The sequence below is a fragment of the Sphingomonas sp. IC081 genome (assembly GCF_006874585.1).
Taxonomy (GTDB): Bacteria; Pseudomonadota; Alphaproteobacteria; order Sphingomonadales; family Sphingomonadaceae; genus Novosphingobium.
In genome coordinates, this window is the sequence record NZ_CP029761.1 from 3,766,250 (window position 1) to 3,793,030 (window position 26,781).

Annotated in this window: 24 protein-coding genes; 18 read left to right on the forward strand and 6 right to left on the reverse strand. The window is 65.9% G+C overall.

Translation table 11 applies throughout. The features are described from left to right. Positions 1 to 71 precede the first annotated feature (71 nt). The 5 genes from DM450_RS17890 (at position 72) to DM450_RS17910 (ending at position 7,234) form a co-directional block, all read left to right on the forward strand. Complete coding sequence (locus DM450_RS17890; protein ID WP_142637081.1) at positions 72 to 1,103, forward strand: DUF2889 domain-containing protein; 1,032 nt, start codon at positions 72 to 74, stop codon at positions 1,101 to 1,103. A gap of 230 nt (positions 1,104 to 1,333) precedes the next feature. Then, positions 1,334 to 4,804 carry an indolepyruvate ferredoxin oxidoreductase family protein gene (locus tag DM450_RS17895; RefSeq protein ID WP_142637083.1) on the forward strand — a complete coding sequence of 1,157 codons (3,471 nt, stop codon included), beginning with the start codon at positions 1,334 to 1,336 and terminating at the stop codon, positions 4,802 to 4,804. A 110-nt stretch (positions 4,805 to 4,914) separates the two neighbouring features. After that, on the forward strand, positions 4,915 to 5,730 hold the full coding sequence (locus DM450_RS17900; RefSeq protein WP_142637085.1) for an SDR family NAD(P)-dependent oxidoreductase: 816 nt from the start codon (positions 4,915 to 4,917) through the stop codon (positions 5,728 to 5,730). Next, entirely contained in the window at positions 5,727 to 6,230 is a 504-nt protein-coding gene (locus DM450_RS17905) for a nuclear transport factor 2 family protein (RefSeq protein ID WP_260609987.1), read from the forward strand. Before DM450_RS17900 ends, DM450_RS17905 begins: the two co-directional genes overlap by 4 nt. Continuing rightward, positions 6,227 to 7,234, forward strand: a complete 1,008-nt coding sequence (locus tag DM450_RS17910; RefSeq protein ID WP_260609988.1) for an LLM class flavin-dependent oxidoreductase — start codon at positions 6,227 to 6,229, stop codon at positions 7,232 to 7,234. The genes DM450_RS17905 and DM450_RS17910 overlap by 4 nt, the downstream gene beginning before the upstream one ends. Before the next feature lie 204 nt (positions 7,235 to 7,438). Here the strand turns inward: DM450_RS17910 and DM450_RS17915 are convergent, their stop codons facing one another. After that, positions 7,439 to 8,302 carry a LysR family transcriptional regulator gene (locus tag DM450_RS17915; RefSeq protein WP_142637087.1) on the reverse strand — a complete coding sequence of 288 codons (864 nt, stop codon included), beginning with the start codon at positions 8,300 to 8,302 and terminating at the stop codon, positions 7,439 to 7,441. A 125-nt stretch (positions 8,303 to 8,427) separates the two neighbouring features. Between DM450_RS17915 and DM450_RS17920 the strand changes: the two genes are divergently transcribed. The 4 genes from DM450_RS17920 to DM450_RS17935 are packed head-to-tail and all read left to right on the forward strand — an operon-like array spanning position 8,428 to position 12,636. Beyond that, on the forward strand, positions 8,428 to 10,029 hold the full coding sequence (locus tag DM450_RS17920) for a carboxyl transferase domain-containing protein (RefSeq protein ID WP_142637089.1): 1,602 nt from the start codon (positions 8,428 to 8,430) through the stop codon (positions 10,027 to 10,029). Between the two features lie 5 nt (positions 10,030 to 10,034). Continuing rightward, positions 10,035 to 10,346, forward strand: a complete 312-nt coding sequence (locus DM450_RS17925; protein WP_142637091.1) for a DUF3088 family protein — start codon at positions 10,035 to 10,037, stop codon at positions 10,344 to 10,346. Then, positions 10,343 to 12,184, forward strand: coding sequence for an acetyl/propionyl/methylcrotonyl-CoA carboxylase subunit alpha (locus tag DM450_RS17930; protein WP_142637093.1), 1,842 nt, complete (start codon positions 10,343 to 10,345; stop codon positions 12,182 to 12,184). The genes DM450_RS17925 and DM450_RS17930 overlap by 4 nt, the downstream gene beginning before the upstream one ends. After that, positions 12,184 to 12,636: a MaoC family dehydratase gene (locus DM450_RS17935; protein WP_142637095.1), complete on the forward strand. Its 453-nt coding sequence runs from the start codon at positions 12,184 to 12,186 to the stop codon at positions 12,634 to 12,636. Before DM450_RS17930 ends, DM450_RS17935 begins: the two co-directional genes overlap by 1 nt. Positions 12,637 to 12,912: 276 nt before the next feature. On the opposite strand, the gene DM450_RS17940 is transcribed toward DM450_RS17935, so the two are convergent. Next, the gene (locus tag DM450_RS17940) at positions 12,913 to 13,737 is read right to left on the reverse strand and encodes a glycine-rich domain-containing protein (protein ID WP_142637096.1); all 825 of its coding nucleotides are present in this window, start codon (positions 13,735 to 13,737) and stop codon (positions 12,913 to 12,915) included. Positions 13,738 to 14,124: 387 nt separating this feature from the next. Between DM450_RS17940 and DM450_RS17945 the strand changes: the two genes are divergently transcribed. Beyond that, positions 14,125 to 14,982 carry a hypothetical protein gene (locus tag DM450_RS17945; protein WP_142637098.1) on the forward strand — a complete coding sequence of 286 codons (858 nt, stop codon included), beginning with the start codon at positions 14,125 to 14,127 and terminating at the stop codon, positions 14,980 to 14,982. 24 nt (positions 14,983 to 15,006) lie between these two features. Here DM450_RS17945 and DM450_RS17950 read toward each other — a convergent pair whose 3' ends face one another. Continuing rightward, positions 15,007 to 15,795 carry an IclR family transcriptional regulator gene (locus DM450_RS17950; protein ID WP_142637100.1) on the reverse strand — a complete coding sequence of 263 codons (789 nt, stop codon included), beginning with the start codon at positions 15,793 to 15,795 and terminating at the stop codon, positions 15,007 to 15,009. A 132-nt stretch (positions 15,796 to 15,927) separates the two neighbouring features. Here DM450_RS17950 and DM450_RS17955 point away from each other — a divergent pair, with 132 nt between their 5' ends. From DM450_RS17955 to DM450_RS17975, 5 genes are all read left to right on the forward strand, one after another. Next, a complete protein-coding gene (locus tag DM450_RS17955; protein ID WP_142637102.1) occupies positions 15,928 to 17,514 on the forward strand; it encodes an acyl-CoA synthetase in 1,587 nt (528 codons plus the stop codon). Between the two features lie 126 nt (positions 17,515 to 17,640). Next, entirely contained in the window at positions 17,641 to 18,783 is a 1,143-nt protein-coding gene (locus tag DM450_RS17960; protein ID WP_142637104.1) for a MaoC family dehydratase N-terminal domain-containing protein, read from the forward strand. 194 nt (positions 18,784 to 18,977) lie between these two features. Continuing rightward, a complete protein-coding gene (locus DM450_RS17965; protein ID WP_142637106.1) occupies positions 18,978 to 20,186 on the forward strand; it encodes a CaiB/BaiF CoA transferase family protein in 1,209 nt (402 codons plus the stop codon). A 49-nt stretch (positions 20,187 to 20,235) separates the two neighbouring features. Next, positions 20,236 to 21,159, forward strand: coding sequence for an SDR family NAD(P)-dependent oxidoreductase (locus tag DM450_RS17970; RefSeq protein WP_142637108.1), 924 nt, complete (start codon positions 20,236 to 20,238; stop codon positions 21,157 to 21,159). 114 nt (positions 21,160 to 21,273) lie between these two features. Continuing rightward, on the forward strand, positions 21,274 to 21,618 hold the full coding sequence (locus DM450_RS17975) for an excalibur calcium-binding domain-containing protein (RefSeq protein WP_142637110.1): 345 nt from the start codon (positions 21,274 to 21,276) through the stop codon (positions 21,616 to 21,618). A 78-nt stretch (positions 21,619 to 21,696) separates the two neighbouring features. Here the strand turns inward: DM450_RS17975 and DM450_RS17980 are convergent, their stop codons facing one another. Continuing rightward, on the reverse strand, positions 21,697 to 22,257 hold the full coding sequence (locus DM450_RS17980; RefSeq protein WP_185928648.1) for a TetR/AcrR family transcriptional regulator: 561 nt from the start codon (positions 22,255 to 22,257) through the stop codon (positions 21,697 to 21,699). 86 nt (positions 22,258 to 22,343) lie between these two features. Here DM450_RS17980 and DM450_RS17985 point away from each other — a divergent pair, with 86 nt between their 5' ends. The 3 genes from DM450_RS17985 (at position 22,344) to DM450_RS17995 (ending at position 25,012) form a co-directional block, all read left to right on the forward strand. Continuing rightward, on the forward strand, positions 22,344 to 23,066 hold the full coding sequence (locus DM450_RS17985) for an alpha/beta fold hydrolase (RefSeq protein WP_142637114.1): 723 nt from the start codon (positions 22,344 to 22,346) through the stop codon (positions 23,064 to 23,066). A gap of 180 nt (positions 23,067 to 23,246) precedes the next feature. After that, positions 23,247 to 23,696 carry a hypothetical protein gene (locus DM450_RS17990; RefSeq protein WP_142637116.1) on the forward strand — a complete coding sequence of 150 codons (450 nt, stop codon included), beginning with the start codon at positions 23,247 to 23,249 and terminating at the stop codon, positions 23,694 to 23,696. A gap of 713 nt (positions 23,697 to 24,409) precedes the next feature. Then, a complete protein-coding gene (locus tag DM450_RS17995; RefSeq protein WP_142637118.1) occupies positions 24,410 to 25,012 on the forward strand; it encodes an NYN domain-containing protein in 603 nt (200 codons plus the stop codon). 613 nt (positions 25,013 to 25,625) lie between these two features. Here DM450_RS17995 and DM450_RS18000 read toward each other — a convergent pair. Together DM450_RS18000 and DM450_RS18005 are read right to left on the reverse strand one after the other, a co-directional pair. Next, positions 25,626 to 26,228, reverse strand: coding sequence for a response regulator transcription factor (locus DM450_RS18000; protein WP_142637120.1), 603 nt, complete (start codon positions 26,226 to 26,228; stop codon positions 25,626 to 25,628). 172 nt (positions 26,229 to 26,400) lie between these two features. Continuing rightward, positions 26,401 to 26,772 (reverse strand): flagellar protein FliS, encoded by a 372-nt coding sequence (locus DM450_RS18005; RefSeq protein WP_142637122.1) that lies wholly within the window; start codon positions 26,770 to 26,772, stop codon positions 26,401 to 26,403. Between the last annotated feature and the right edge of the window lie 9 nt (positions 26,773 to 26,781).

A 26,781-nucleotide genomic window follows, 5' to 3' on the forward strand; every position in this document is an offset into this window, starting at 1 on the left:
ACACCCATCTAGGCAAGCTGCTGGTGAAGGTGTCAGGCTGACCGGCGAAAACACAATCGCAGGATGCCACCATGACGGTTCATTACCCGCCGCCGCCGCGCCAGACCGCCAATCCCGCTCCGCTGCGCTCGGCGAACTCGCTGCGCCGTACTTCCAGCATAGATGTCGCCTGGCCCGATGGCGTGGATGGGCAGCGCCTCTTTGTCGGCCGCGCGCGCGATTATCTGACCGGGCCGGACGGGCACGGCTGCACGCTCGCCACGGGCGAATTCTCGCTGCGGATGAGCGAGGACAAGACGATCACCCGGATTGCCGCCGAGCCTGCGCCGACGAGCATCGGTCAGCTTGTCGGCGCGCGGGCGGGCGGGCACTTGCGCATGGCGCTGCGCGAGATCATGCCCGAACTGATTGTCCGGGCTGATCCGCTCTACCTCGTGCTCGACGACCTTTCGGGCACCGCGCTGGTTTCGTCGTTTGCCTGGGGCCAATGGTTTCCCGAGCGGATGGAACTGCTCAAGAAGCGGCTGGGCGGGAGCGGCGAGGACAACCCGGTGCTGGCCCAGCGCGTCAATGTCTGTTGGGGGCTTACCGAGGGCAACAGCGGGGTTACCGGAGGCGCGGCGCTGGAAAACGTGGCGGACGCGGACGCCGGGCATCTGCGCAATCCGGCCGATCCTGAAGGCTGGCACGCGTTTCTTGAACACGATGGCCCCGGGTTTCGCCGCGCTCGTCGCATCGATGTGACGCTGGACAGGAGCGGAGGGAACGGCGGCCTGATCCGTATCGCCTCTGCCTTTCAGGACAGCGCTAGGCTGCGCGACGGCGGCCGCGTCGCCATCCATGAATACAACCTTGGCGCGACCGTCGATGCGGAAACACTGGAAGTGCTGGCCCTCGAGCCCGAAGCGCGGATTCTCCCGTTCCGTGAGTGTCCCGGTGCGCTTCGTAACGTTGCGCGCCTTGTCGGGCGTAACCTTGGCCAGGTTCGCGAGGATGTGCTTGAAATGCTGCGTGGCCCGGAAGGCTGCACCCACCTCAACGACGCCCTGCGCGCACTGGCGGATGTGCCAAGGCTGGTCGAGGCACTGCGCCAGTCGGCGTGAAGGGCAGGGAAAGGTGCCGGTGCCGTTCGACAAGCTCAGGGGATTCCCCGGGCCCGCAAAATGTCTTTGTCGCGCTCAAACCATCCGTGACGGGCTCCCCTGCCTGAGCCCTTTCCTCGCCCCCAACCGCACCCCCAATTGACCCCGACTGCGCACCGTGCGCTCCCTGCTTGCACCCCCGCGCGCCATCTGGAAGGCCGCGAGAAAGAACAGGACAGCCGGGGATTCAAGTGACCAGGACGGTCGTTACGCTGGAGGACAAGTACAGGCAGGCCGATGGGCAGGTGGTGCTCGCGGCGCTGCAGGGCGTGGTGCGCCTGCTGATCGATCAAGCGCGACGGGACCGTGCACGGGGCCTCAACACGGCGGGCTATGTCACCGGCTATCGCGGCTCCCCGATCACCACGCTCGATGCGCAGCTCTGGGCCTGCGAAAAGCTGCTGAGCGAACATCGCGTGCGTTTCGAGCCCGGCCTGAACGAGGAACTGGCGGCGACCTCGCTGCGCGGCACCCAGCAGCTGGGTTGGTATGGCAAGCCCCATGTCGATGGGGTCTTTGCGCTCTGGTACGCGAAGGGCGTCGGTGTCGAGCGTGCGGGCGAGGCGATCAAGGCGGCGAACCTGGAAGGCACGCACCCCCGCGGCGGCGCGCTGCTGCTCTGCGGGGACGACCATGCGGCCAAGTCCTCGCTGACCGCCCACCAGTCCGAACACGTGCTGATCACGGCGATGGTCCCGGTGCTTTACCCGGCGACGACCGACGAGATTCTCAGCTTCGGCCAGTTCGGCTGGGCGCTGTCGCGGGCCAGCGGGCTCTATGTGGCGATGAAGGCGGTGACCGACACGCTGGATCTGACCACGACCGTCACGCTGCCTGGGAATGACTTTCCGATCGTCCTGCCGGAGATCGCCGCCGGACCTTCGCCGAACTTGCGCATTGCAATGTCGGCGTTGGAGCAGGAGCGCATGGTGATCGAGCGGCGGCTGCCGATCGTGCCGATGTTCACCGCACTCAACCCGGTCGACCGCGTCAGTCATGCTGCATCCGGAGCGCGGCTGACGGTGGTGAGTGCGGGCAAGGCCTGGCTCGATCTCTGCCAGGCGCTGGCAGATCTGGGGCTGGACGAGGAGGGATGTGCGGCGCTGGGGCTGAGGGTCGTCAAGCTTGGTCTTGTCTGGCCGCTCGATGCCGTGTTTGTGCGGCAGGCCTGCAGGGGCAGCGCCGAGGTCATGGTGGTGGAGGAAAAGCGGCCCGTCATCGAGGATCAGGTCGCCCGCCTGTTCTATGGCCGTGCCGATGCCCCGGCGCTTTCGGGCAAGACCGCGCCTGATGGCGCTGCGCTGCTCTCGCAAGTGGGCGTGCTTGATGCCTCGGCGGTGCGCCGCGCGCTGCTGGTGCGCATGGCGGCGCTCGGCATGCTGCAGCCTCATCTGGCCACGCGCGATGCCATGCTGCGCGTGCGGGAGGACTCCGCCGCCGCGCTCGAACGCACCGCGATCCGCCCCGCCTTCTTCTGCTCGGGGTGTCCTCACAATACCTCGACGCTGGTCCCGGAAGGTTCTGCGGCAATGGGGGCGACCGGATGCCATGGCCTTGCCCATTACATGCCGGAACGCCGTACGATGCAGACGGTGTCGATGGGGCAGGAAGGCATGCCCTGGATTGGCGCGCAGCATTTTGTCGATACACCGCACATGTTCCAGAACCTGGGCGATGGGACTTACACCCATTCCGGACTGCTGACGATCCGCGCGGCGGTGGCGGCAAAGAGCCGGGTGACCTTCAAGATCCTCTACAACGATGCCGTCGCCATGACTGGCGGACAGCCCGCCGAAGGCGCGCTCAGTCCCGAGCAGATCGTGCGTGAACTGGTGGTGGAAGGTGTCCATCCGGTGGTGCTGGTGAGCGAAGATCCGGCGCGCTTTGCTGCATCCGACCTGCCCGCCGGAACCCGGGTGCTGCACCGCGACGAACTGGACGCGGTGCAGCGCAGCTTGCGCGAAATGCCGGGAACCAGTGCCCTCGTTTACGAGCAGACGTGCGCCAACGAGAAGCGCCGCCGCCGCAAGAAGGGGGCCTATCCCGATCCCGACAAGCGTCTCTGGATCAACCCGGCGGTCTGTGAGGGCTGCGGTGACTGTTCGGTGCAGTCGAACTGCCTCTCGGTCGTGCCGGTCGAGACCGAGTTCGGCCGCAAGCGGGCCGTCGACCAGTCGAGCTGCAACAAGGATTTTTCCTGCATCAAGGGTTTTTGCCCGAGCTTTGTCGAGGTCGCGGGCGGTTCGCTCAGAAAGCGCGGCATCGATGATGCTGCACTCACGCGCATGGTGGCGGCCCTGCCCGAACCGGCGGTTGCGGCCATGCCGGGCGGGGCCTCGGCCATCGTGGTGGCGGGGATCGGCGGGACGGGGGTGCTGACGGTCGGCGCGGTGCTGGCGATGGCGGCGCAGCTCGAGGGCAAGGCCGCCAAAGTGCTGGACCAGACCGGCATGGCGCAGAAAGGCGGCGCGGTGGCGAGCCATGTCCGTATCGGCACCGCTGCTGCGGCGATCCCCTCCGCAAGACTGGGGGCGGGCATGGCGGACCTGGTGGTTGCGTGTGATCTGGTCGTGGCTTCCTCGCCCGAAGTGCTGTCGCTGGCGCGGCCCGATACGCGGGTGCTGGCGAACGAGGACGTGGTGCCGACCGGCGAATTCCAGCGCGACCGCAATCTCGATCTTACCGCCAGCCGCTTTCTGCGCGCCATCGGCAAGCGGGTCGATCCGGCGATGATCGCCTCGCTGCGCGCCGGTTCGCTGGCGACGCGGCTCCTTGGGGATTCGATCTTCACAAACCTGATGATGCTGGGTTTCGCCGCGCAGAAAGGGCTTCTGCCGGTACGACTGGCCTCGGTGGCGGAAGCGGTGCGGCTGAACGGTGTGGCGGTGGGCGCGAACCTGGCCGCGCTGTCGCTGGGAAGGCTGGCGGCAGCGGGCGGGGAGGACCTGTTCGCACTCGCCGATGCTGCGCCCCGGGTGAGCGAATCGCCTCGCGATCTGGCGGCCGTGACGGCCAGTTATGCACGCCTGCTGACCGATTGGCAGAACGCGGCCCACGCTGCGGACTATCTCCGGTTTCTTGACGAAATTGCAGACGCGTTGGCGGCGCGGGGGCTGGCGCAGAGTGAGCCTCTGCTGCGCGAGATCGCATGCCAGCTGGGCCGGCTGATGAGCTACAAGGACGAATACGAAGTGGCCCGCCTCTACAGCGCACCGGCCTTCCGCGCGGGGCTGGCGGACACGTTCGATGGCAAGCTTCGCCTCAGGCTGCACCTTGCCCCGCCGCTTCTGGCCTTGCGCAAGGACCGCAAGACCGGGCGCCCGCGCAAGATCGCCTTTGGCAGCTGGATTCTGCCGGTCTTTGCCTTGCTTGCCAGGGCTAGGCGCCTGCGCGGCACCTGGCTCGATCCCTTCGGTCATTCTGCCGAACGCCGCACCGAGCGTGCGCTGATCGGCGAGTACCGTGATCTCGTGCGCGAGATTGCCGCCAAAGTGAGCGTCGTGACCATGCCGCTTGCGATCGAACTGGCGGCAAGGCCTTCGCTGATCGCGGGCTATGGTCCGGTCAAGGAGGCAGGGGTCGCGGCCTATCGTGCAGAAGTCGCGGTGCTGCGGGCGAAGTTCGATGGCGCCCGGCAGGCGCCGCAGCGGGCCTTCGCCTGATGTGACGCCGTGGCGGTATGTACCGCTGAGGATTTGCTCCACATCGCGTTTTCCCGCACCGTCTCGAGGCTTGATGAATGCAGGCCCGCGCCTGCGGGCGGGGAGGATGGATGGAGGCAAAAGAGTTCGCGGCGCGCTACGGCCCCTGGGCACTGGTCGCCGGGGCTTCGGAGGGCACGGGTGCCGAGTTTGCCCGTCAATTGGCTGCCGCCGGCCTGAACCTGATCCTTGTCGCTCGGCGTGAAGCTCCGCTCGAAGCGCTTGCCGATGCGCTTCGGCTTGCCCATGGCATCGCGTGCGTGACGGCCTCGATCGACCTTGCGCGCGAGGATGCCGCCGATGCGCTCATGACGCTGGCGGAAGGGCGCGAAACCGGACTGCTGGTGCTGAATGCCGGGGCCGATCCCAATGGCGCGCTGTTCCTCGATACGCCGCTGGACAACTGGAACCTGCTCGCTGCGCGCAATGTCATGACAACGATGCAGGCACTCTACCGGTTTGCCGGGCCGATGCGTGCGCGCCGGCGCGGCGGATTGCTCGTGGTGGGCTCTGGGGCCTGCTATGGCGGCTTGCCGGGGATTGGTGTCTATGCGGCGAGCAAGGCGTTCGACCTGGTGCTGTGCGAGGCGCTCTGGGCGGAACTGGAGCCATACGGCGTCGACGTCCTGAGTTATGTGATCGGCCGTACCGACACGCCTGCTCACCGCGAACTCATGGCTGCGCGCGGCATGGCGATGCCGGAAGGCCTGGCGGACCCGGCGAATGTCGCGCGCCTCGGTCTGGAGCGCCTGCCCCACGGGCCGGTCTGCAATTGGGGCGAGGCCGATGATGCTGCGGGCATGTCCGCGACATCGGCGGCGCAGCGGCGCGAGCGGATCCGGCATGTCGCGGCAATCTCTGCTGCTTATGCGGGAGCCGCGCGGTGAAGGAATTGCTGGAGGAACTGGCGGATCGGCAGGCGATTGCCGACCAGATCCATCGCTATTGCCGCAGCGTGGACCGCCTCGATGTCGCGCTCGGGTATACGGTGTTTCACGAGGATGCAGAGGCCGACTACGGCGAGCAGGGCTATCGCGGCAGCGGACGCGGTGCGATCGACTGGATCTGCGCGGCACACGCGGACCTGCTCCACCATATGCATCAGGCTGGCAACGTGCTGATCGAACTCGACGGAGACCGTGCCGGCAGCGAGACCTACGTCACCGCCACGCTGCGCATGGCACGCGAGGGCAAGGTCATGCAGCTCGAGACCCATGCGCGCTACTGCGACCGTTGGTCGAAGCGCGGTGGCCACTGGGCGATCGATCGCCGCGAGGCGGTGATCGAGTTCGATGCCATCCGCGAAGTCACCCCGATGAAGAGCCATGCCCACGCACGCAGGGACCGCGGGGATCCCTCTTATGCCGCACTGGAGATCAGGCCGTGAATGCCATTCGTATCAACGTCTCATTCGACATGCGCTCGCCGGGCTGGGCAACGCCGACGCACGAACTGTACCGCGCGGCTGTCGAGATGGCCGCCTTTGTCGACAGGATCGGGGCCGACCAGATCGGGCTGATGCAGCATCACGGCTCCGAGGACGGGTACCTGCAGCAGCCTTTCACGCTGGCGGCCGGCATGGCGGCGGTGACCAGCCGTATCCGTTTCATGCTCGGCGCGGTTGTGCTGCCGCTGCACGATCCGGTCGAATTGGCCGAGCAGATCGCGATTGTCGACCAGATGTCGAACGGACGGCTAAATGTCATTTTCGGCGCCGGTTATGTGCCGTCCGAATTCGCCATGTTCCGCAAGTCCCTGAAGGACCGGGCGCGGTTGATGGACGAAGGGCTGGAGGTGATCCTGCGCGCGCTGCGGGGCGAAAGGTTCGAGTTCGACGGTCGCCCGATCTACGTCCGTCCGCTTCCGGTGCAGGCACCGGAGGACATCGTCATGGTCGGCGGCGGGGTGCCTGCATCGGCCAGGCGCGCGGCGAAGTTCGGCGTCGGCTTCGGGCCGATGAAACCCGAACTCGTCGACCTCTACCTTGCCGAATGCGAGCGGCTCGGCCACGCGCCGCGCACCCATTTCCGCCCGACGCCGGGGATGCCGCTGGCAGTCCATCTTTGCGAGGACCCCGATGCGGGCTGGGAAGCCATCGCGCCCCACGCGGTCCATGTCATTACCGAATATGCCAAGTGGGCCGAGCAGGAAGGCGATGGTTCGAACTCGCCGTTCAAGGGCCTTACCGATCCGGCGGTGCTGCGCCAGGCGGGCATGTTTGCAGTCTGGACGCCGGATCAGCTCGTGGAGAAAGTGCGCAGCATGGGCGGCGTGGGCCATGTCGGTTTCCAGCCTTTGCTGGGCGGACTTTCACCTGAGGAGGGGTGGAAAAGCCTCAAGCTGTTGGAAGCGACGATGCCGCGACTGAAGGTGGTTGCGGCTGAAGTTTGAAGGCAGGAAAGAAGTCCTGGGGCCCTTCGACCAGCTCAGGAGATCCCCCAGACCCGCAGAATGTCTTCGCCGCGCGCCACCTGGCCGGAGTCCGCCCCTTGCGGCGCAGGCAATATGTCTCCCGACGCCGCCATGAGCGCGCAACGCGGTTGGTCCGCGTAACCTAGACGATATTGGGGGTGCAGGGGGGCTATGCTCCCCTGCTTATTCCTTTTCTTCCCGATACAGCCGGCGCAAAATCTCCAGAAAAGCGCTCCGTCTCGCGCTCCCGGCGTGCAGCAGTCCCACCTCGCGCGTGAGTTCGAAATCGCGCACCGGCACGAACTGCACCGAGCCATCGGCGAACCCCTCCGGCATCATCCCGACCCCGGCGCCGCTGCGGATCACTGAGAGAACGCGCTCGTCGCTGGTGGTCTTGAGCACGAAGCGCGGGCGGACGCCGCGCTGGGTGAAGAAGCGGTTGATCTCCGGCAGGGCCTCGCAGTGGCGGCGCAGCGCCATGCGGTCCCTCGCGAGTTGTTCGGCGAGAATTTCGCGCTCGGCGGCCAGGGGATGGTCGGGCGGCAGTACCATCATGTAGCGTTCGCGGGCGAGGACCTCGGGCTGGTAGCGCGCGTGGTGGGGGCGAACGACCGTAAGGGCCACGTCGATCCGCCCGCGCTCCAGTCGCTCGGCAAGATCGCGCTCGCTGCCGTCGAGCAGTTCGAGCGCTTCGCCGCCGCCCTGTTCGTTATGCTCGGTCAAGGCGCGGCGTATCACGTAGGTCGGAATGGTGCCCAGCACGCCCACGCGCAGCAGGCTTGGTTCGGCGGCCTCGGCCAGTTCGACCAGCGCGTGCTCGTATTCGGCGGCGATGCGGCGGGCGCGGACGAGGAAACGGCTTCCCGCCGGAGTCAGGGCAACGCGCTGGCGATCCCTGTCGAACAGGCGCGCGCCCAGTTCGCGTTCCAGCTTGGCGATCCCGGCGGAAAGCGTCGGCTGGGTGACGCTGACCGCCCGCGCCGCGCGGCTGAAATTGCCGGTTTCGGCCACGGCCAGGAAATAGCGCAGCAGATATTGGTCGATCATAGGTGTCATCTATTACGAAGGGCGGAAACTTTCAATTTCCGCTGACCTTTCGGCTTGTCTACATAAGTGGGGCACATCACTCGAACGTGGGAAGCGGCCTGAGCGGCCCGACCGGAGAAGGAAGCATGAGCGCACCAGTGCTCCAGACCAGCCTGAATCTCGACAGCCCCGAAGCGCAGGCGCGTGATCGCCATAACCGCGCGCTGGTGGCCGAACTGCGCGGGAAAGTCGCCAAGGCGGCGCTCGGCGGGAACGAGAAATCGCGCGAACGCCATGTCGCGCGCGGCAAGCTGCTGCCGCGGGAACGCGTGGAGCGGCTGCTCGATCCCGGCTCGCCATTGCTGGAACTGGGGCAGCTTGCCGCGGAAGGACTCTATGAGGACGACATTCCCGGCGCCGGGCTGATTACCGCCATCGGCACGGTTTCCGGTCGTCAATGCATGATCGTCTGCAACGATGCCACCGTGAAAGGCGGCACCTATTACCCGATCACCGTGAAGAAGCACGTCCGCGCGCAGGAAATCGCGCAGGAAAACAACCTGCCGTGCATCTACCTTGTCGACAGTGGCGGCGCCAATCTGCCGCATCAGGCCGAGGTGTTTCCCGATCGCGACCACTTCGGCCGCATCTTCTTCAACCAGGCGCAGATGTCCGCGAGGGGCATTCCGCAGGTCGCCTGCGTGATGGGAAGCTGCACCGCCGGCGGCGCCTATGTTCCGGCGATGAGCGACGAGAGCGTGATCGTGAAGGAGCAGGGCACGATCTTCCTCGCCGGGCCGCCGCTGGTGCAGGCGGCGACGGGCGAAGTGATCTCGGCCGAAGACCTTGGCGGCGGCGATCTCCACAGCCGCAAGTCGGGCGTGACCGACCACCTTGCCGATAACGACGAGCATGCGCTGACCATCGTGCGCGATATCGTCAGCCATCTCGGCCCGCTGCATCATCACGATCAACCGCTGCGCGCGCCGCGTCCGCCCAAGTACGACCCGGAAGAACTCTATGCCATCGTGCCGGAGGATGTGCGTGCGCCTTATGATGTGCATGAGGTGATCGCCCGCATCGTCGATGGCAGCGAGTTCCACGAGTTCAAGGCGCTCTACGGCACCACGTTGGTCTGCGGTTTCGCGCATATCCACGGGCAACCAGTGGCGATCCTTGCCAACAACGGCGTGTTGTTCTCGGAGAGCGCGCAGAAGGGCGCGCACTTCATCGAACTGGCCTGCCAGCGCCGCATCCCGCTGCTGTTCCTCCAGAACATTTCCGGCTTCATGGTCGGCGGCAAGTACGAGGCGGAGGGCATCGCCAAGCATGGGGCCAAGCTCGTCACGGCTGTCGCCACCGCCACCGTTCCGAAGATCACCGTGCTGATCGGCGGCTCGTTCGGCGCGGGCAACTATGGCATGTGCGGGCGTGCCTACGATCCGCGTTTCCTGTTCACCTGGCCCAATGCGCGTATCTCGGTGATGGGCGGCGAACAGGCGGCTTCGGTGCTGGCGACTGTCCACCGTGATGCCGCGACGTGGTCGCCAGAGCAGGCGGAGGCGTTCAAGGCGCCGATCCGCCAGAAGTACGAGGATGAGGGCAACCCCTATTACGCCACCGCGCGCCTGTGGGATGACGGCGTGATCGACCCGGCGCAAACCCGCGACGTGCTGGGCCTTGCGCTGGCGGCCTGCCTTGAGGCACCGATCCCCGAGAAGCCGCAATTCGGCGTGTTCAGGATGTGATGGCGATGGCCAAGGATACTCTTTTTGTGCTCGATTTCGATTATGCCGATCCGGCTCTCGGCGGCGAGCGCCGATTCTATTGCAAGGATTGCGTGACGGTCGAGGGCCTCCTGGCGCTGTTCCCCGAGCGGGCGGGCAATATCGAGGTTGTCCGTGTCGGCTGGCCGCGCCCGCGCGCGGCGGTGGTCGCCATGCTGGGCGAGGCCAATCAGAACCTCCCCGCGCTTGCCTTTGCCGAGGGCGGTTTCGCGGGCGACATCGAGGGCGTCCTTGCGGCGCTGCATACCCGCCACGGCTTTCCGGAGCGTCATCCATGATCCAGTCGTTGCTCATCGCCAATCGCGGCGAGATTGCCTGCCGCGTCATCCGCACGGCCCGCCAGATGGGTATCCGCACTGTTGCCGTCTATTCCGATGCGGACGCCGATGCGCTGCATGTGCGCGAGGCGGACGAGGCCGTGCATATCGGCCCTTCACCGGCGCGCGAGAGCTATCTTGTCGGTGAGAAGATCCTTGCCGCGGCAAAGGCGACCGGGGCCGAGGCGATCCACCCCGGCTACGGCTTCCTGTCCGAGAATGCCGAGTTCGCGCAGGCGGTGATCGACGCGGGGCTGGTCTGGGTCGGGCCGAACCCGTCCTCGATCACTGCGATGGGCCTGAAGGACGCGGCGAAGAAGCTCATGGCCGAAGCCGGGGTGCCGGTGACGCCGGGCTACATGGGGGCTGACCAGGACCCTGCCTTCCTGGCCGACGAGGCCGCCAAGATCGGCTATCCGGTGCTGATCAAGGCGGTGGCCGGCGGCGGCGGCAAGGGCATGCGGCTGGTCGAGGCACCGGATGCCTTCATCGACGCGCTGGCCTCGTGCAAGCGCGAGGCGGCGTCGTCGTTCGGCAACGACCATGTGCTGATCGAGAAGTACATCGCCAGCCCGCGCCACATCGAAGTGCAGGTCTTCGGCGACAGCCACGGCAACGTCGTCCACTTGTTCGAGCGTGACTGCTCGCTCCAGCGCCGCCACCAGAAGGTGATCGAGGAAGCCCCCGCCCCCGGCATGGATGCGGCGACGCGCGAGGCGCTTTGCGCCGCCGCCGTGCGTGCGGCCAAGGCGGTGGACTATGTCGGCGCCGGCACCATCGAGTTCATCGCCGACGGTTCGGGCCCGCTTTCGGCCGACCGCATCTGGTTCATGGAAATGAACACGCGCCTGCAGGTCGAGCATCCGGTGACCGAGGAGATCACCGGGGTCGACCTCGTCGAATGGCAATTGCTCGTCGCCAGCGGCCAGCCGCTGCCCAAGGCGCAGCAGGACCTCGAGATCCATGGCTGGGCGATGGAGGCGCGCCTCTATGCCGAGGATCCGGCCAAGGGCTTCCTGCCCAGCATCGGCACGCTCGAACTGCTCGAGTTCGGCGAGGCCGAGGGCGGCCGCATCGACACCGGCGTCTACGAAGGCGCCGAAGTCTCGCCGTTCTACGACCCGATGATTGCCAAGGTCATCGCCTGGGGCGAGGACCGCGAGGAGGCGCGCGGGGCGCTGGGCGAGATGCTGGAGGACACCGCCGTCTGGCCGGTGCGCACCAATGCCTCGTTCCTCGTGAAAGCCCTGCAGCATCCCGACTTCGCCGCGGGCAAGGTCGACACCGCCCTGATCGGCCGCGATGGCGAGGCGATGGCCGAGGCGCCCGTGCCCTCGGACGAAGTGCTGGAGGCTGCCGCCAACTCGCTCGTGCCCGTCACCCCGCTCGCCGGTTTCCGCCTCAATGCTGCGCCGGCGCGGTCAGCATGGTTCTCGCTCGACGGCGAGAAGGTGGAGATCGCGCTGACGGGTGAAGGCAGCGACGAGCCCGAGGCGGCCGTGCTCGTCACCGAGCAGGGCCAGGCCTGGCTGCTCACCCCCTGGCGCCGCGACGGCGTGCATGGCAGCGCCGATGCCTCGGGCGCGATCCTGGCGCCGATGCCGGGCAAGGTGATCGCCGTCGAGGTCGCCCAAGGCCAGACCGTGACCAAGGGCCAGAAGCTGCTCACGCTCGAGGCGATGAAGATGGAGCACACGCTCACCGCGCCGTTTGACGGCACGGTGGCCGAACTCAACGCCGCTGCCGGAGCGCAAGTGCAGGTCGAAACCCTGCTCGCCCGGATCGAGGAGAGCGAATAATGCCCGGCAAGTTCTTCGACGAATGGACCCTCGGCGAGCGCATTACCCACCAGCCCAGCCGCACCGTTACCGAGACCGACAACCTCCTGTTCTCGGCGATGACGCACAACATGCAGCCGCTCCATCTCGACGCCGAGTTCGCGAAGCAGAGCGAGTTCGGCCAGATCCTCGTCAATTCCACTTTCACCTTCAGCCTTGCCGTCGGCCTGTCCATCGCGGACACCACGGTGGGCACGCTCGTCGCCAACCTCGGCTTCGACAAGGTGGTGACGCCCAGGCCCACCTTCATCGGCGATACGCTCACCTGCCATTCCGAAGTGGTCGAAATGCGCGAGAGCAAGTCGCGCCCGGCGCAGGGCATCGTCGTGTTCAAGCACGAACTGACCAACCAGCGCGGCGAGATCGCGCTGTCGATGCTGCGCACCGTCCTCCTCAAGAAGCGAGACGCCTGATCCGGCCCGGTTGACACTGTTGACACGGTCCAGAGGAAAAAAACCGCCTCCAGGCCGTGAAACGTGTCACCTTGCGGGTTGAACCGTCATCTTGTGCGCGAAAAGTGTCACCTTGTGACCGCGCAAGGCGACACTGTCCGCCGGTGCGTGTCACTTTGTGAAGCCCCGCGCCCGCTTTTCCCACGATGTCAAAGATCGCCTCGCGCGGGATCATGGCAGGGCGGGGCGATGTAGGAAAACGCTTTGCATTTGGGGGCGAAGGGAAAAACGCGAGGGTTAATCGCCGCCACCTCCACAGCCGCCGCCGCATGAGCTTCCACAGGAGGAGCCGCAGGCGTGAGAAGCGCTGCAATCGTGTCCATGCGAGGCGTGGTCGTTGCCGGAGGAGGAGCAACTTGTCGTCCCGCAGGAACTCCCGCCGTCATTCCGGCGGTTTTTCGGGTCTGCAGGGGCTTGCTCCAGACGGCTTGTGACAAGCGGGAGCACCAGAAGCGCGCCGGCGGAAACGACGATCCCCACGGCAAGGGCGGCAAGGCCCCGGGAGGCCAGGCCGATCGCGAGGATCAGGCAGATGACAAGGATCGGGGTGATCGGGTTCAGCGCGAGTATCGCGGATCGCCGCGCGGGTCTGACCGGCGGGGCAGCGTTCGAGGTGCAAGGCCGGGGCCAGACGTCGATGGGGGGATGCTCGCCGAACGTCGCTTCGTACCGCCGCAGGGTTTCAAGATAGGCGTCGCGGTGTCGCCCCGTATCCTCCGCGCTACCGGAAGAGGGTTCGTGGTGGAGGTCCGTTTCGAGAATCGTCCGGCACAGCACTTGCCAGTAATGGCGCGTGTGCAGAAGGTGGAGGTGCCATGCGCGATCGATATCGTCTGATGGCACGACCATCGACGGCGCTGTTGCCGCCAGCGCCAGAAATCGCAGGTACTCACTGTAGGCGCGTTCGGAGCGCGGCGAAGACCAGCCATTTTCAGCGGCCAGCTTGATCGTGAAATCGCTCCGGGCACCGGGGCGCACGATCTGCATGGTGAGAAGTTTCGCGTGAATATCGAGCGCGCGGCGGGCAAGCCCGTCGGCGTGGACGTTCCTAGCGTCACTCATGTCTGGATATCCCGTAAGGAGGGTGGAGCGGACCGGAAGGACGGGCGTTTTTGCCTGGGTTCAGGCAGGATAGGATCGCCCTGGGGGTGTCTCTGGTCCACGGCGTCATCATAGCGTATCGGCGCTTATTGTCTACTATTTTACTTGAGAATTATATTTCCGCCCTTCAACGATGTCGCCGGGCACTGCCACCAGTGCGGATCATGGCGATGCGGTCACGCGTGCGTCAATCGGGACATGTCGACGCGCTGCCCGCAGGCACGGGGTTACGATGACCCTGTAATCTCGATAAAATCTTGCAATTGCCGATGCTTAGCTAACGCTATTGATCCCGTGCGAACGGGGCGGCACCGGCTTCCCCCAACCATCGACATACAGGTTATCAAGATGAAGTCTGCTTATCGGCTCCCCGATCCGGGGCACATCCTGCCGGAGAGGGCGGTCGCGATCCGGCGGCACGGATTTGCCGACCATTATCGCCTGCTGTTCATCAGCGTTGTCCTGGGGCTGGTTTCGATCGGCACGGTGGTTGTCGTCTGGCCCGGACTCTACGCCGATTATCGCATCAGGCAGAACCCGGTGGAGGTGCCCGAGGCCTCGCTCGCCAGCAGCGAGTGCAAGACCAAGAACATCAGCGTCAATTGCAAGGCGGGAATCGCCTATCCGCGCGATGGACAGACCCAGATCCGTTCGGTCGAATTCTCGTTCATCAGCCTCGATCGCGGCGATTTCGAAACGACGGTGGTTGCCGAGCGCGGCCATCCCGACAACATCACCCTGTCGCTGGCGATCGACGAGCTGTGGAACCGCTTCCTTGGCTCACTGGCGATCGTCGTGCTGCTCGGCTGGACCGCGATCCTGATGGCGCGGCGCTTTATCCATGTTTCCGCCGCCGTGAAGGCGTTCAGGCAGCCGGCGGTGCTGCAGCCGGTCTGGGCGCGCATCACCATGCGCGGCAAAGGCAATCGCTGGGGCTGGGGCGGCGGCAGGAACCGCATCACCTATTTCCCGGTCACCGGGCTGCGCAAGGGCATGGCGATACCGACGCTGTTCACCAAGGCGGAGACGCCGTGGATGCATTACGATCCCGCGCAGAACGAGACCTTCGCGCTGGCGGCGCTCCATCCCGGCGCGATCCTGCCGATCATGCTGGACGAGGCGTTTGACCGCCTGGAACTGACCGATGACGAAGTGCGCCAGGCCCGCGTGGTCCGCGACGGGCTGGCGGCCCGGATCGGGGAGTGAGGCGCGCTGTGGGCTGCGCGCCGCTCAGCCTGCGAGATGGTCGCTGAGCGAGCGTGCCGCGCCGACCAGCGCCTGTTTTACCCGCTCCATCTCGCCGCGCAGGGTGGCGCCGATGCCGATGGCAACGAGGGCGTGGGTCGGCACGCCATTGCCGCGCCCGCCCTTCCACACCGGCGCGGCGATCACGGTGACGCCGGCGATGTAGTGGCCCTCGTCCACGGCAATGCCGGTCTGCCGCGCTTCGGCGACTTGCGCGCACCATTCTTCCCATGACGGCGCATGGTCCCAGCGCAGCGCCTCGAAGCGCGGGCGCAAGCTTTCGAGGTCGGAGACCCCAAAGGCGGCGATGCAGCGGCCGGTGGCGGAAACGAGCGCGGGGAAGCGGCTGCCCACTTGCGTCGAGAGCTGGAACGCCTCGCTCGCCTCAGCCATCGCCGTGACGATGATGTGGTCGAGCCCGAAGACCTGCACGCCCAGCGTGGTCAGCCCGAACTCGCGCGAGATGCGGTCGAGCGGGCCTTGCGCAAGATCGTTGAACTGGTCTCGCTTGAGCCAGCCACGGGCCAGCGTGAGCACGCCGGCATCGAGCGCGTAGCGCTTGGTATCGGGGTCAAAAGCCACGAATTCCTCGGCCACCAGCGCCCTCAGGACATAGAGGCAGGTGCTGGGCACGAGGCCCAGTTCGCGGGCCACGGCCTGCACCCCCATCGGCGATCCGCGCTTGCCCAGCAGGCGCAGCACGGCGGCCGCCCGGGCGATGGCGGGGGCCTTGCTGGCGCGCACGGCGTCTTCGAGGGGGTCTGTCTGGCTCATTGTTCAATATATAGAATAACATTCAATATTTACAAAACAAGCGCGTTTCATCACCATTGCTGAACACAAGGACAAAAAGCCGATGCGCGAGTCGTGCAAGCGAGTCGTGTCGGCGGGCAAGCGGGATGAGCGATGGTGAAGTTGACCGATCTTTCGAGCTATGCCGATGCGCAGGCGCATGCCTCCTCGGCAGCGCTGTGGGAACTGTTCGACGGCGACCGCGACGTGCTCAACATCGCGCATGAGTGCATCACCCGGCATGCCGATGGTTCGGGCCGGGCGGCGGTGCGGATCGCCCACGCAGATGGCCGCGATGAAATCCTCAGCTTCGACCTGATCGCCGCCGGAGCCGCGCGCTTTGCCCACTGGCTCGATGCCGAGGGGGTGCAACCGGGCGAGCGCATCGCCTTCATGCTGGAGCCCTCGCTGCCGTTCTACGTCTGCCTGTTCGGGGCGATGCAGACCGGGGCGATCTCGGTGCCGCTGTTCACGCTGTTCGGGCCCGACGCGCTGAAGCTCAGGATCGACGACTGCAAGCCCTCGATCCTCGTCACCAATGCCGAGAAGGCGGAGCTTGCACGCGGCGCGGTGACGGCGGAAAACGGCCTGCGCGTGATCGTCGCGGACGAGGGCCTGCTGGACGAGATCGCGAAGTTCCCCGCGACGTATGCGCCGAAGACCAGGGCCGGCGACCTCGCCGTGTTCCAGTACACCAGCGGCACCACGCGCGAGCTGCCCGAAGCGGTGAAGCACACGCACAAGGCATTGGTCACGCTGATGTTTGCGGCGCTCTACGGCACCGGGATCCGTCCGGGCGACGCGTTCTTCTGCCCGTCCTCGCCCGCATGGGGCCATGGTCTCTGGCACGGCACGCTGGCGCCATTAGGTCTGGGCGTCACCACCGGCACCTTCGCGGGGCGCTTCGATCCGGTGCGGCTGATGAAGGCGCTGGATGACTACGGCATCACCAATATGTCGGCGGCGGCAACGCACTACCGGATGATGAAGAACAGCGGCGCGGCGGGGGACTACGCGTTCCACTTCCGCAAGCTGTCCTACACCGGGGAGCCGATCGATCCGGCGACGCTGGAATGGATCGACGAGACGTTCAGGGTGCCGGTCTGCTCGATGTACGGCACCACCGAGATCGGCGTGGTGCTGGTGAACTACCCCGGTGCGGCGGACTTCACGGTGAAGCCGGGGTCGCTGGGCAAGGCGGTGCCGGGGCAGAAGCTGGAAGTCCAGCGCGCCGATGGCACGCCCACCGCCCCCGGCGAGATCGGCGAGCTGATGCTCTGGCGGGGCGGCGCCTGGATGACCACCAAGGACCGCGCGAAGATCGACGACGAGGGCTATTTCTACCACTGCGGCCGCGCCGATGACGTGATCATCTCGGCCGGCTGGACGATGTCCGCCGTCGAGATCGAGAACACCATGCTGCGGCATGACAACGTGCTGGAATGCGGGGTGATCGGCGTGCCCGACGCGCAGCGCGGGCAAGTGGTGAAGGCCTTTGTCGTCGCCGATCGCGCGGGCGACGATGGCTTCGTCAAGGAGCTTCAGGACTTCACCCGCGAACGCCTCGCCCAGCACGAATTCCCGCGCATCGTGGAGTTCGTGGACGAGCTTCCCAAGAACCCGGCCGGCAAGGTCCACCGCAAGATGCTGCGCGACCGCGAGGCGGCGAAGGCCGCTGAAGCGGTAGCAACTGTGAACTGACCCTTCCCGTCGTCCCCGCGAAAGCGGGGACCCCGCTTTTCTTGGCGGGCGCAGCGAGAAGGAAGCGGGGCCCCCGCTTTCGCGGGGGTGACGAAACAGAGTTTGAATATTCAGGAGAGTACCGAAATGGCAACGACAGCAGAGCCTACCACCAAGTTCCCCAAGATCACCGAGGCCGGTCTCGATGACCTGCGCGCCCGCATCGGCGTGAAGATCGAGAACACCGTCGAGCCGTGGAACTACGAGGCCACCCGCGACGCGATCCGCCACTATGCGCACGGCATCGGCGACGACAATCCGCTGTGGTGCGACCCCGAATATGCCGCGAAGACGAAGTACGGCTCGCTCGTCGCGCTGCCTTCGTTCCTGTTCACCACCAGCCGCATCGTCTCGGGTTACTGCGGCGGCCTTTCGGGCGTCCACGCGATGTGGGCGGGTGCCGACTGGACCTGGCACAAGCCGGTGCTGCGCGGCGACACCATCAGCACCGTCGCCTACCTCAAGGATCTGGTCGAGCATCAGACCAAGTTCGCGGGCCGCTCGTTCCAGCAGATCTACCACGTCGATTTCTACAACCAGCACGGCGAGCAGGTGGCCGGCGCGGACTCGTGGGTGTTCCGCACCGACCGTGACGAGGCGCGCGAGCGCGGCACCAAGTACACCGAAGCCCGCGGCCGCGTGGAGCCCTTCACCCAGGCCCAGCTCGACGAATTCTACGACATCTACGACCAGGAAGAGATCCGCGGCGCCGCCCCGCGCTACTTCGAGGACGTCAACGTCGGCGACAAGCTGCCGCCGATGATGAAGGGCCCGATGACCGTCACCGGCTTCATCTGCTACGCGCAGGGCTGGGGCGGCCTCTACATCCGCGCCAACAAGCTGGCCTACAAGATGCAGAAGGCGCATCCGGGCCTGGGCATCCGTAACCGCTTCAACGTGCCGGACTGCCCCGAGCGCGTGCACTGGGACGAAGCCTTCGCGCTCGAAGTCGGCGCGCCGGGCGCTTACGACTACGGCCCGGAGCGCTGCTCGTGGCTGACCCATCACATGACCGACTGGATCGGTGACGACGGCTTCCTCCACAAGTCGAACTGCCAGATCCGCCGCCACAACCCGGATGGCGATGCCATCATCATCACCGGCGAAGTGACGCGCAAGTTCGAGGAAGGCGGCAAGAAGTACGTCGAAGTGGCGCAGAAGGCGACGACCCATCGCGGCGAGCTTTCGGCCTTCGGCACCGCCGTGGCCGAACTGCCCGGCAAGGCCTGATGGTCTGAAGCCCCGAACAACGGGGGAGCGATTTCGGCCCGGACCTTTGCGCAAGGTCCGGGCCGTGTCGTAGGAATGCTGCCAAACGCAACGGGAGAGAGCATGGGCCAGAGCTATCATTACGGCCTCCACAGGCCCGAAGGGCGCGATGCGGTGGCCGCGATCCGTTCCCTCTTTCGCGAGAACCTGTCCCGATGAGCACGGACACGCCTTGGGCGGGGCCGCTCGCCGGGGTGCGGGTGATCGATTTCACCCGCGTGCTGGCAGGGCCCGCAGCCAGTCTGGCATTGGCCGACTTGGGCGCCGAAGTGTTCAAGATCGAACCGCCCGGCAGCGGCGACGAGACGCGCACCTTCCCGCCCCTGCGCGAGGGCGAGAGCCACTATTACCTCGCGGTCAATCGCGGCAAGAAGTCCATCGTTGTCGACCTCAAGAGCGAGGAGGGACTGGCGCTGGTGCGCGATCTCGCAGCCAAGTGCGACGTGCTGGTGGAGAACTACCGCCCCGGGGTGATGGACCGGCTCGGCCTTGGCTACGAGGCGATGAAGGCGATCAACCCGCGGCTGATCTACTGCTCGATCTCCGGCTACGGCCAGACCGGCCCGCTCAGGGACCGGCCCAGTTTCGACATCGTGCTCCAGGCCATGTCCGGCGCGCTCTCCATGAACGGCGAGCCGGACGGGCTGCCGACCAAGCTGGGCATTCCGCTGGGCGATCTGGTCGGCGGCATCAACGGGCCGATCGGCATTCTCTCGGCGCTTTACGAGCGGGAGCGGAGCGGCAAGGGGCGGCATATCGACGTCAGCCTGATGGACGGGCTGATCGGCATGCTCGGCTACATCGCGCAATTGGCCTTCTTCAACGGCAGCGATCCCAGCCGGGTGGGGTCGCAGCACCCCAATCTGGTGCCCTACGGCATCTTCCCGGCGCGCGAGGGATCCATCGTCATCGCCTGCCTGACGCCGGGGTTCTGGAGCCGGATCTGCCGCGCGATCGAGCGGCCGGACCTGACCGAAGATCCGCGCTACGACACGCTGGAAAAGCGCCGCGACGCGCGGGCCGAGGTCAACGCCATCGTTTCCGCCTTTACCGAGCGCCGCAGCGTGGACGAACTGGTGGCGATCTTCACCGCGCATGAAGTGCCGCATGCGCCGATCCTGGGCGTCACCGAGGCGCTGGCGCAGCCGCAGGCGGCGGCGCGCGAGATGGTGGTGGAAACGCAGCACAAGACGCTGGGGCCGATCCCCATCGTGGGTCGTCCGATCCGCTTCACCGACGCCCCGCAGCCGGTGCCGAGCGCGCCGCCGGTGCTGGGCGAGCATACCGATGCCATTCTGGAAGCGGTGCTCGATCTTTCGCCGGAGCGAATTGCGCAGTTGCGCCGCGCCGGAGTGGTTGCCTGAGGCCGTGCTTCGGGCAAGGCTGGCGTAAAGAACTCGAGAGGATTTCCCGATGGCCGACTTGCGCTTCGATGACCGTGTTGCCGTGATCACCGGCGGCGGGCGCGGTCTGGGCCGCGCCCACGCGCTCCTGCTGGCGAGCCGGGGCTGCAAGATCGTCGTCAACGATCCCGGCGTCTCGATGGCGGGCGATGCCACCGATGAGGGCCCCGCCGAGGCGCTGGCCGCCGAGATCCGCGCCATGGGCGGGGAGGCTGTCGCCAACACCGATAGCGTCGCCACCCCCGCAGGCGGCAAGGCGATCATCGGCGCGGCGCTCGATGCCTTCGGGCGGATCGACGTGCTGATCCACTCGGCGGGCAACGTGCGGCGCGGCAGCCTGAGCGATCTCGCCTACGAGGATTTCACCAGTGTCCTCGATGTCCACCTCAAGGGCGCCTACCACGTCGTGCGCGAGGCGTTTCCGCTGATGATGGCGCAAGGCTACGGGCGCATCGTGCTCACCAGTTCGATCAACGGGCTTTACGGCAAGTCGGACAATGTGACGTATGCGATGTGCAAGGCGGGCTTCATGGGCCTGTCCAACACCGCCGCGATCGAGGGGCAGCACAATGATGTGAAGTCCAACCTGATCGTGCCCGCCGCCGTCACCCGCATGTCCGAAGGCATCGATACCAGCCAGTTTCCGCCGATGGAGCCGGAACAGGTGGCGCCGATGGTCGGTTATCTCTGCCACGAAAGCTGCACGGCCTCGGGCGAGATGTTTGTCGCCATGGGCGGCCGCCTGGCGCGGGCCCGGGTGACCGAGAACGCGGGCGCCTTCCGCCAGGACTGGTCGCTGGAGCAAGTGGCGGACCAGATCGAGGCCATTCGCGATGGCGGCGCGGTTCTGGCCTTCCCGCCGGTGCCCGACGGCCAGCTTGAACATCTGCTCTACGGTTTCGGCATGATCCGGCGCGAGACGGCGGCGGTCTGAGGACAGGCCTCGAAAGTCCGCCTCCGGCCCGCTGCTGGCATCACCGTCCGGCGGCTTTCGGGGCCGGGCCTGATTGCGGTTAAATTCCTGCAAGGCTTGCGGTATGGCGAGGCCATGGTTCCGGCGCTCCCGATCTGTACCTGTCTTGCGGCCCTGCTGCTGATCGCGCCTGCCGCGGCCCATCCCGGCGGGCTCGATGCCGCCGGGTGCCACACCAATCGCAAGACCGGCGGCTACCATTGTCACGGCGGCCGAAGCGCCGCTTCGTCATCGCCGAAGGGCCCGTCATCGCCATCGCCATCGCCATCATCGCGGGCGCGGCGCATGCCACTGTCCGGTTCCGGCTATTACCCCAATTGCGCGGCCGTGCGCGCGGCGGAAGCGGCGCCGTTGCGGCGGGGCAGCCCCGGTTATCGCGCCGGGCTGGACCGCGACGGCGACGGGGTGGCCTGCGAATAGACCTCGGAGTCTGGCCGGAAAATGCCCTTGCGGGCTGGCGCCGCGAAATTCGCTTCTCGTGAATTTCCAAAAGGTCTCTCAGCCGCGCAAGTCCTCGAGGCAGCGGGTGAACCAATCGGCGACTTGTCGGCGTTCGTTCTCGCCGAAGCCGGTCAGCGGCAAGTGCCTGAGGAAAAACACGAAGCCGATCGAGAGGATCGAGATCTGCAGCGCCTTGACCGCGCCGCTGTCGCCGCCGATCGCCTCGGCGAGCGGTGCGATGCAGCGGCGGGCAAAGACGCGGGCGGCGATCTCGGCGGCTTCCGGCGCGCCCGAGGCCATGGCAATCATCAGCATCGGCTGGACCGATTCCGCCCGCCCCAGCAGTTCCCCGGTCACATGGCGGGCAAAGTCTTCGGGCGCAACCGCGAGCAGCGGGTCCACCGTCATGGCCTGGTCCAGCGCCGCCTCGAACAGGCCGGCCTTCGATCCGAAGTAGCGCAGGAGCAGCGGCGAACTGATGCCGGCGCGCGCGGCGATCTCGCGGATGCCGCTATGCGAATAGCCCTTGGTCGAAAACAGCTGCTTGGCGGCATCGAGAATGCGCGCACGGGTGGCTTGGGCATTTCTGGCGCCGCTGGGGGGAGGGGGTGCTTCCATCGCCGGGAGGCTATCGCCCGGATTGACAGAAGGGCAAGGGCGCCTGAAGTTACCAGTCGATAACATAGGGCGGGGAGAGGACGAAAATGGCGACATTTGTACTCGTGCACGGCGGCGGTCATGGCGGCTGGTGCTACAAGCCGGTGGCGCAGGGTCTCAGGGCGCTGGGGCATGAGGTCCATGCGCCCTCGCTCAGCGGCCTTGGCGATCGCAAGCATCTGCTGGGCCCGGCGATCGATCTCGACACCCATATCGACGATATTGCCCAGTTGCTGGAATACGAGGACCTGCGCGAGGTGATCCTGGTCGGCCACAGTTATGGCGGCATGGTCATCACCGGGGCGGCGGATCGCCAGCCGGGGCGGGTGGGGCACCGGGTCTATCTCGACGCGGCCTATCCGTGCGACGGCGAATCGCTGCACGACCATGCCTTCGTGATGATCGATCAGGCCCGCCAGACGATGCGGCAAGTGGACGGCGTCGAGGTGGTGCTCGAACCGGCACCGGGGTTTGCCGCCTTTTTCGGCGTGATCGATCCGGTCCTGGGGGCCTGGACCGATGCGCGGCTGACCCGGCAGCCGTGGAAATGCTTTGCGCAGAAGATCGTCTTCACCAACGAATCGGCCATGCGGGCGATTCCGGAGAGCCATCTCATCTGCACATCAACCATTCCCACCCGGGACATGTCCTTAATCACCGAGCGCTCGCAAGGGCGGGTATGGGATATCGACACCGGGCACGATCTCATGCTGACCAAGCCGGAATGGGTCTGCGAAAAACTCGATGCGATCGCCAGGCTGGAAAATTAACTCGATAATGGAGGCGGTTGTCGTGGAAAGTGCGGCTGCAGAAGCGTGAATACCGGTTTCACCATGAACGGAGAGGCTGTAGCAACCTGATACGGGGTGAAAGCCCACGTTGTTTGTGCGGATTGACAGTCGGGCCCACTTGGGGACTTTGGCGCATCCGCATGGACCGGGTTAGCAACGATGGCGAGTTCCGTGATCGAACGAGTTTCCGAGACCGACGTATGGACCGCGCGCCTGCGCGACTTTCTCCACGACTGCGCGGGCAGCGCCCCGGCGGAGGAGCACGATCGCATTCGCGAGGCGGTGCTGCTGCTGCATGATCCCGACGGGCTGGTCGGCCATGCCTTCGAACCGGCGGCGATCGCCGCGATGCTGGCCTGCGGGGCGGGGGAAAGCGCGGTGCTGGCGATCCTGGGGCCGGACCTCAATTGCATGATCTCGCGCGGGAGCGCCGGTTCGTGCCTGGCCACGCTGGTGCTGGCGGATGGTTCGGAAGAAGTGATCTGCGAAGGCTCCACGCTCGCGCTGGCGCTGCTGGCGGCCTATGTCTCGATGCTGCTGGCCGGTGCCGAGCGGGAGGATGAGGCCGTCAGCACGTTCACGATGCCCGCGGGCGTCCGGTTGCACTGACGCAGCCGATCCACTCTGGCACCCACTCTGGCCAGCCCGGCGTCGGCTGGCGCGGGCTATCGAGTGCATGATGCGATGGGTGAACGGGACGGCGCATCCGGGGGGTCGCACGAAGACCGGATGCGCCGCCAGTCGGGGTCATGGGGTCTCGCGGCGGTTCCGGCCCGGAGGGTGTCAAGGCCTGCCGCCTCGCCCCGGGCGGAAACCGCGGGTGCGAGACCGATGCCGGCGGAGTAATCAGGTGGCGTGCCGGCCTTCGGTTATCTAACGCAGCACTCGCTAAACCTTCGTGGGCGGCATGCTAAGGTCTATTCCGGGGCGGATTGCCAAGGCGAGTCAGGGGCCCTCGACGCTGATGCCATCGGACTCGCGCACGCAGGCGACGTCTTTGCGCCATTGTCGGCCGTTCCGGGCCTCATTTGACGGGTTTGGGAGTCGACCGTCCGTTTTCCCCGGCCGACTAGGTTCGCCAGCGGTGCCGAGGGGTGGAAAGCGAACCCACTGCTTTTGGACCTGTCGTGCGCATAGCCGACATCATGTGGCGCTAGTGCCCTCTGTCGGCGTGAAGCCACCTCTGCTACTCAGCCTCATCTTGAGTCGGCTGCGTGGGTCATAATCCAGCTTGATAGTGACGCAACGACGTTTCACGAAAATCTGAAAAGATAGGCGGCGGCGGAATTTTCGTCCTGAACCGCCTGATGAGGAGGTGACAGATGACAACGGACAGGGTGCACATAGTTTGGGATAATTCTAACATCTTCGTTTCTGGTAAAAAGCTTTGCGACCGGCAGGAGTATAGACCCGGACCTTTCCGCATCCATTTTCAGCACCTCATTGATCTCGCGGCGGACGGCCGACCAATCGAACAGGTATTTTGCGTCGGGTCGGTTCCTCCTCCTACTGACGCGGTCTGGGGGCACATCGAGCGACTTACCGGGAAGAAGCCCGAATTATATGAGCGGGGTGCGGCGTCCGGTACAGAGCAAGCCGTCGACCAAGCGCTCCAAACACGTATGTTGCGGTTAGGTTATGATTACGACCCGCCCGAGACAATCGTACTACTTAGTGGTGACGGAAGGGGATTTGAGGAGGGTATTGGCTTTTTCGCGGACATTCGGCGCTTGCATCGTGTGGGATGGAACGTGGAGGTCCTTGCCTGGAACGATAGCGTCAAACGAGAGATGCGCGACTGGGCAGAATCTGCGGGCATCTTTGTTCCGCTCGACAGCTTCTATTCCTCTGTTACCTACTTGGAGACGTTGCGTCCCGTCAAAGCGCTGAATTTGGCAGATCGGCCACGTAAATCAGAGGTATGATAGAGACGAAAGTTCTTTGCTTTGAATATCAATCTAACAATGTTGCTGATCGTTGAATTGGTTAACGATCAGCAACATTGTAGCTGGTAGCCAACGGCTGAATTTTCGATTCGTAGGTTCCAATCCCGACAGTCGCCTACCGGCCCAAACCGGCCCCTTGTCGAGGACTGGATCTGCCTGTGCCGCGTGACTCCTGGGGATTGCGGGTGGGGTCCATGGTCGGGGCATTGCAGGGGCCGTCGCTTGCCTTGCCTTGCCTTGTTGTCTCTCGCGCCAATTCAGTGGCGCGCCAGCGATCGGAGCGGGGCCGTGCTGGAGGGCGCGGTTTGTACATGGCACTGGATCTGGTCGGTTCCGATCGGCAGGCGCGCTGGGCGTTGTTCCGGGCGACTGGGTTTCCGGGAGCGGTGCCTTGCAGTGCCGGTTTTTATGGGCGCCGCTCCCGGAGACTTTCGGGGCCGAGATGCTCTGGCCAAGCCGAAGGGTAGATGGCCCCGGCCATGGCGGCCGGGAGGCATGGTTCGCGTTTTGCCCGCTGCTCCGCCGTCAGGCCGGTACCGGGCCCCGGCTCCGGCCCCGGCCCACGGCACTGGCATTGGCGGCGGGCGGGCGGTCAGTTCACCAGCGCTGCCTCGATGGCGATGCGGATGGCGTCGGAGGTGTGGTTGGCGCCCAGCTTGTTGAGCATGTTGGCGCGGTGGATTTCCACCGTGCGCGGGCTGATCGAGAGCTTTTCGCCGATCAGCCGGTTGGACAGGCCGCTGGCGACGCCGCCCAGCACTTCGCGTTCGCGGCGGGTCAGACGTTCCACCCGGGCGCGGGCCATGACTTCGCGCAGCTTGGCATTGCCCACCGTTTCCGCGCGGGCAATCGCCCGGGCCAGCGTTTCGTTGAGTTCGGCGGCGCCGATGGGCCAGGCGATATAGTCGATCGCGCCGTCCAGAATGGCCGCGACGATGCGGTTGGCGGAAGGGTCCTCGCTGAAGGCGATGATCGGGAACCATTCGCCGTGGTGGGCCATGGCTTCGATCAGGTCATCGATCACCCCGGCTTCGTCATGGATGAGGATCACGCCCGAGCGGGGCCAGGTGCTGGACAGTTCGCTAATGTTCTCGAACGGTTCGACGTGGATATTGCCGCTGGACAGGGCATGGCTGATCGCAGCCCGGCGTCGCATGTTGTTGTCGATAAGGATAAGGTTCGAAATCCGCTCCACGGGTATCCTCCCGATTCGGCATCTGCCTTAGGGGAGATAACCCATGTTGCGGAGCAGGCAGCCGGGCACCTGATCCGAAACCGAGGTACCGGCGGGCCGATCGGGGAAGGATCCGTACAAACGGCAGGAAACCGGTAACCAAAATGGAAGCAGCTGGCGGGGGCGACGGTGTTCAGCCGCCTTGCAGGGCGCGGCCGATCTCCGCGAAATCGCTGCGGAGCGTCTCGATTCGGCGCGGCTCGAACTCCACCGCGCTGTCCAGGATCGTGCGCTGGGCGGCGGCGTAGAGCTGGGTCAGCGCGCCGGCCATGCTGCTTTCGCCCGAGATGCCCAGTTGCAGCGCGGTGATCGCCGTCAGCGCCCGGGTGAGCGAGCGGCTGCGCAGGCCATTGTCGCCGATGCCGTGGGCATGGACAGCGGTGCTGAGCGCGCTCACCAGGTGTTCGTAGCACAAGTGCACGAGGTCCGCCGGCTTGGCGCCGTTGACGCGGGCGTCGAAGTCGACGCGGCGATAGGCTTCGTGCGGGTTCTGTTGGCGACGCATGGGCGGTTT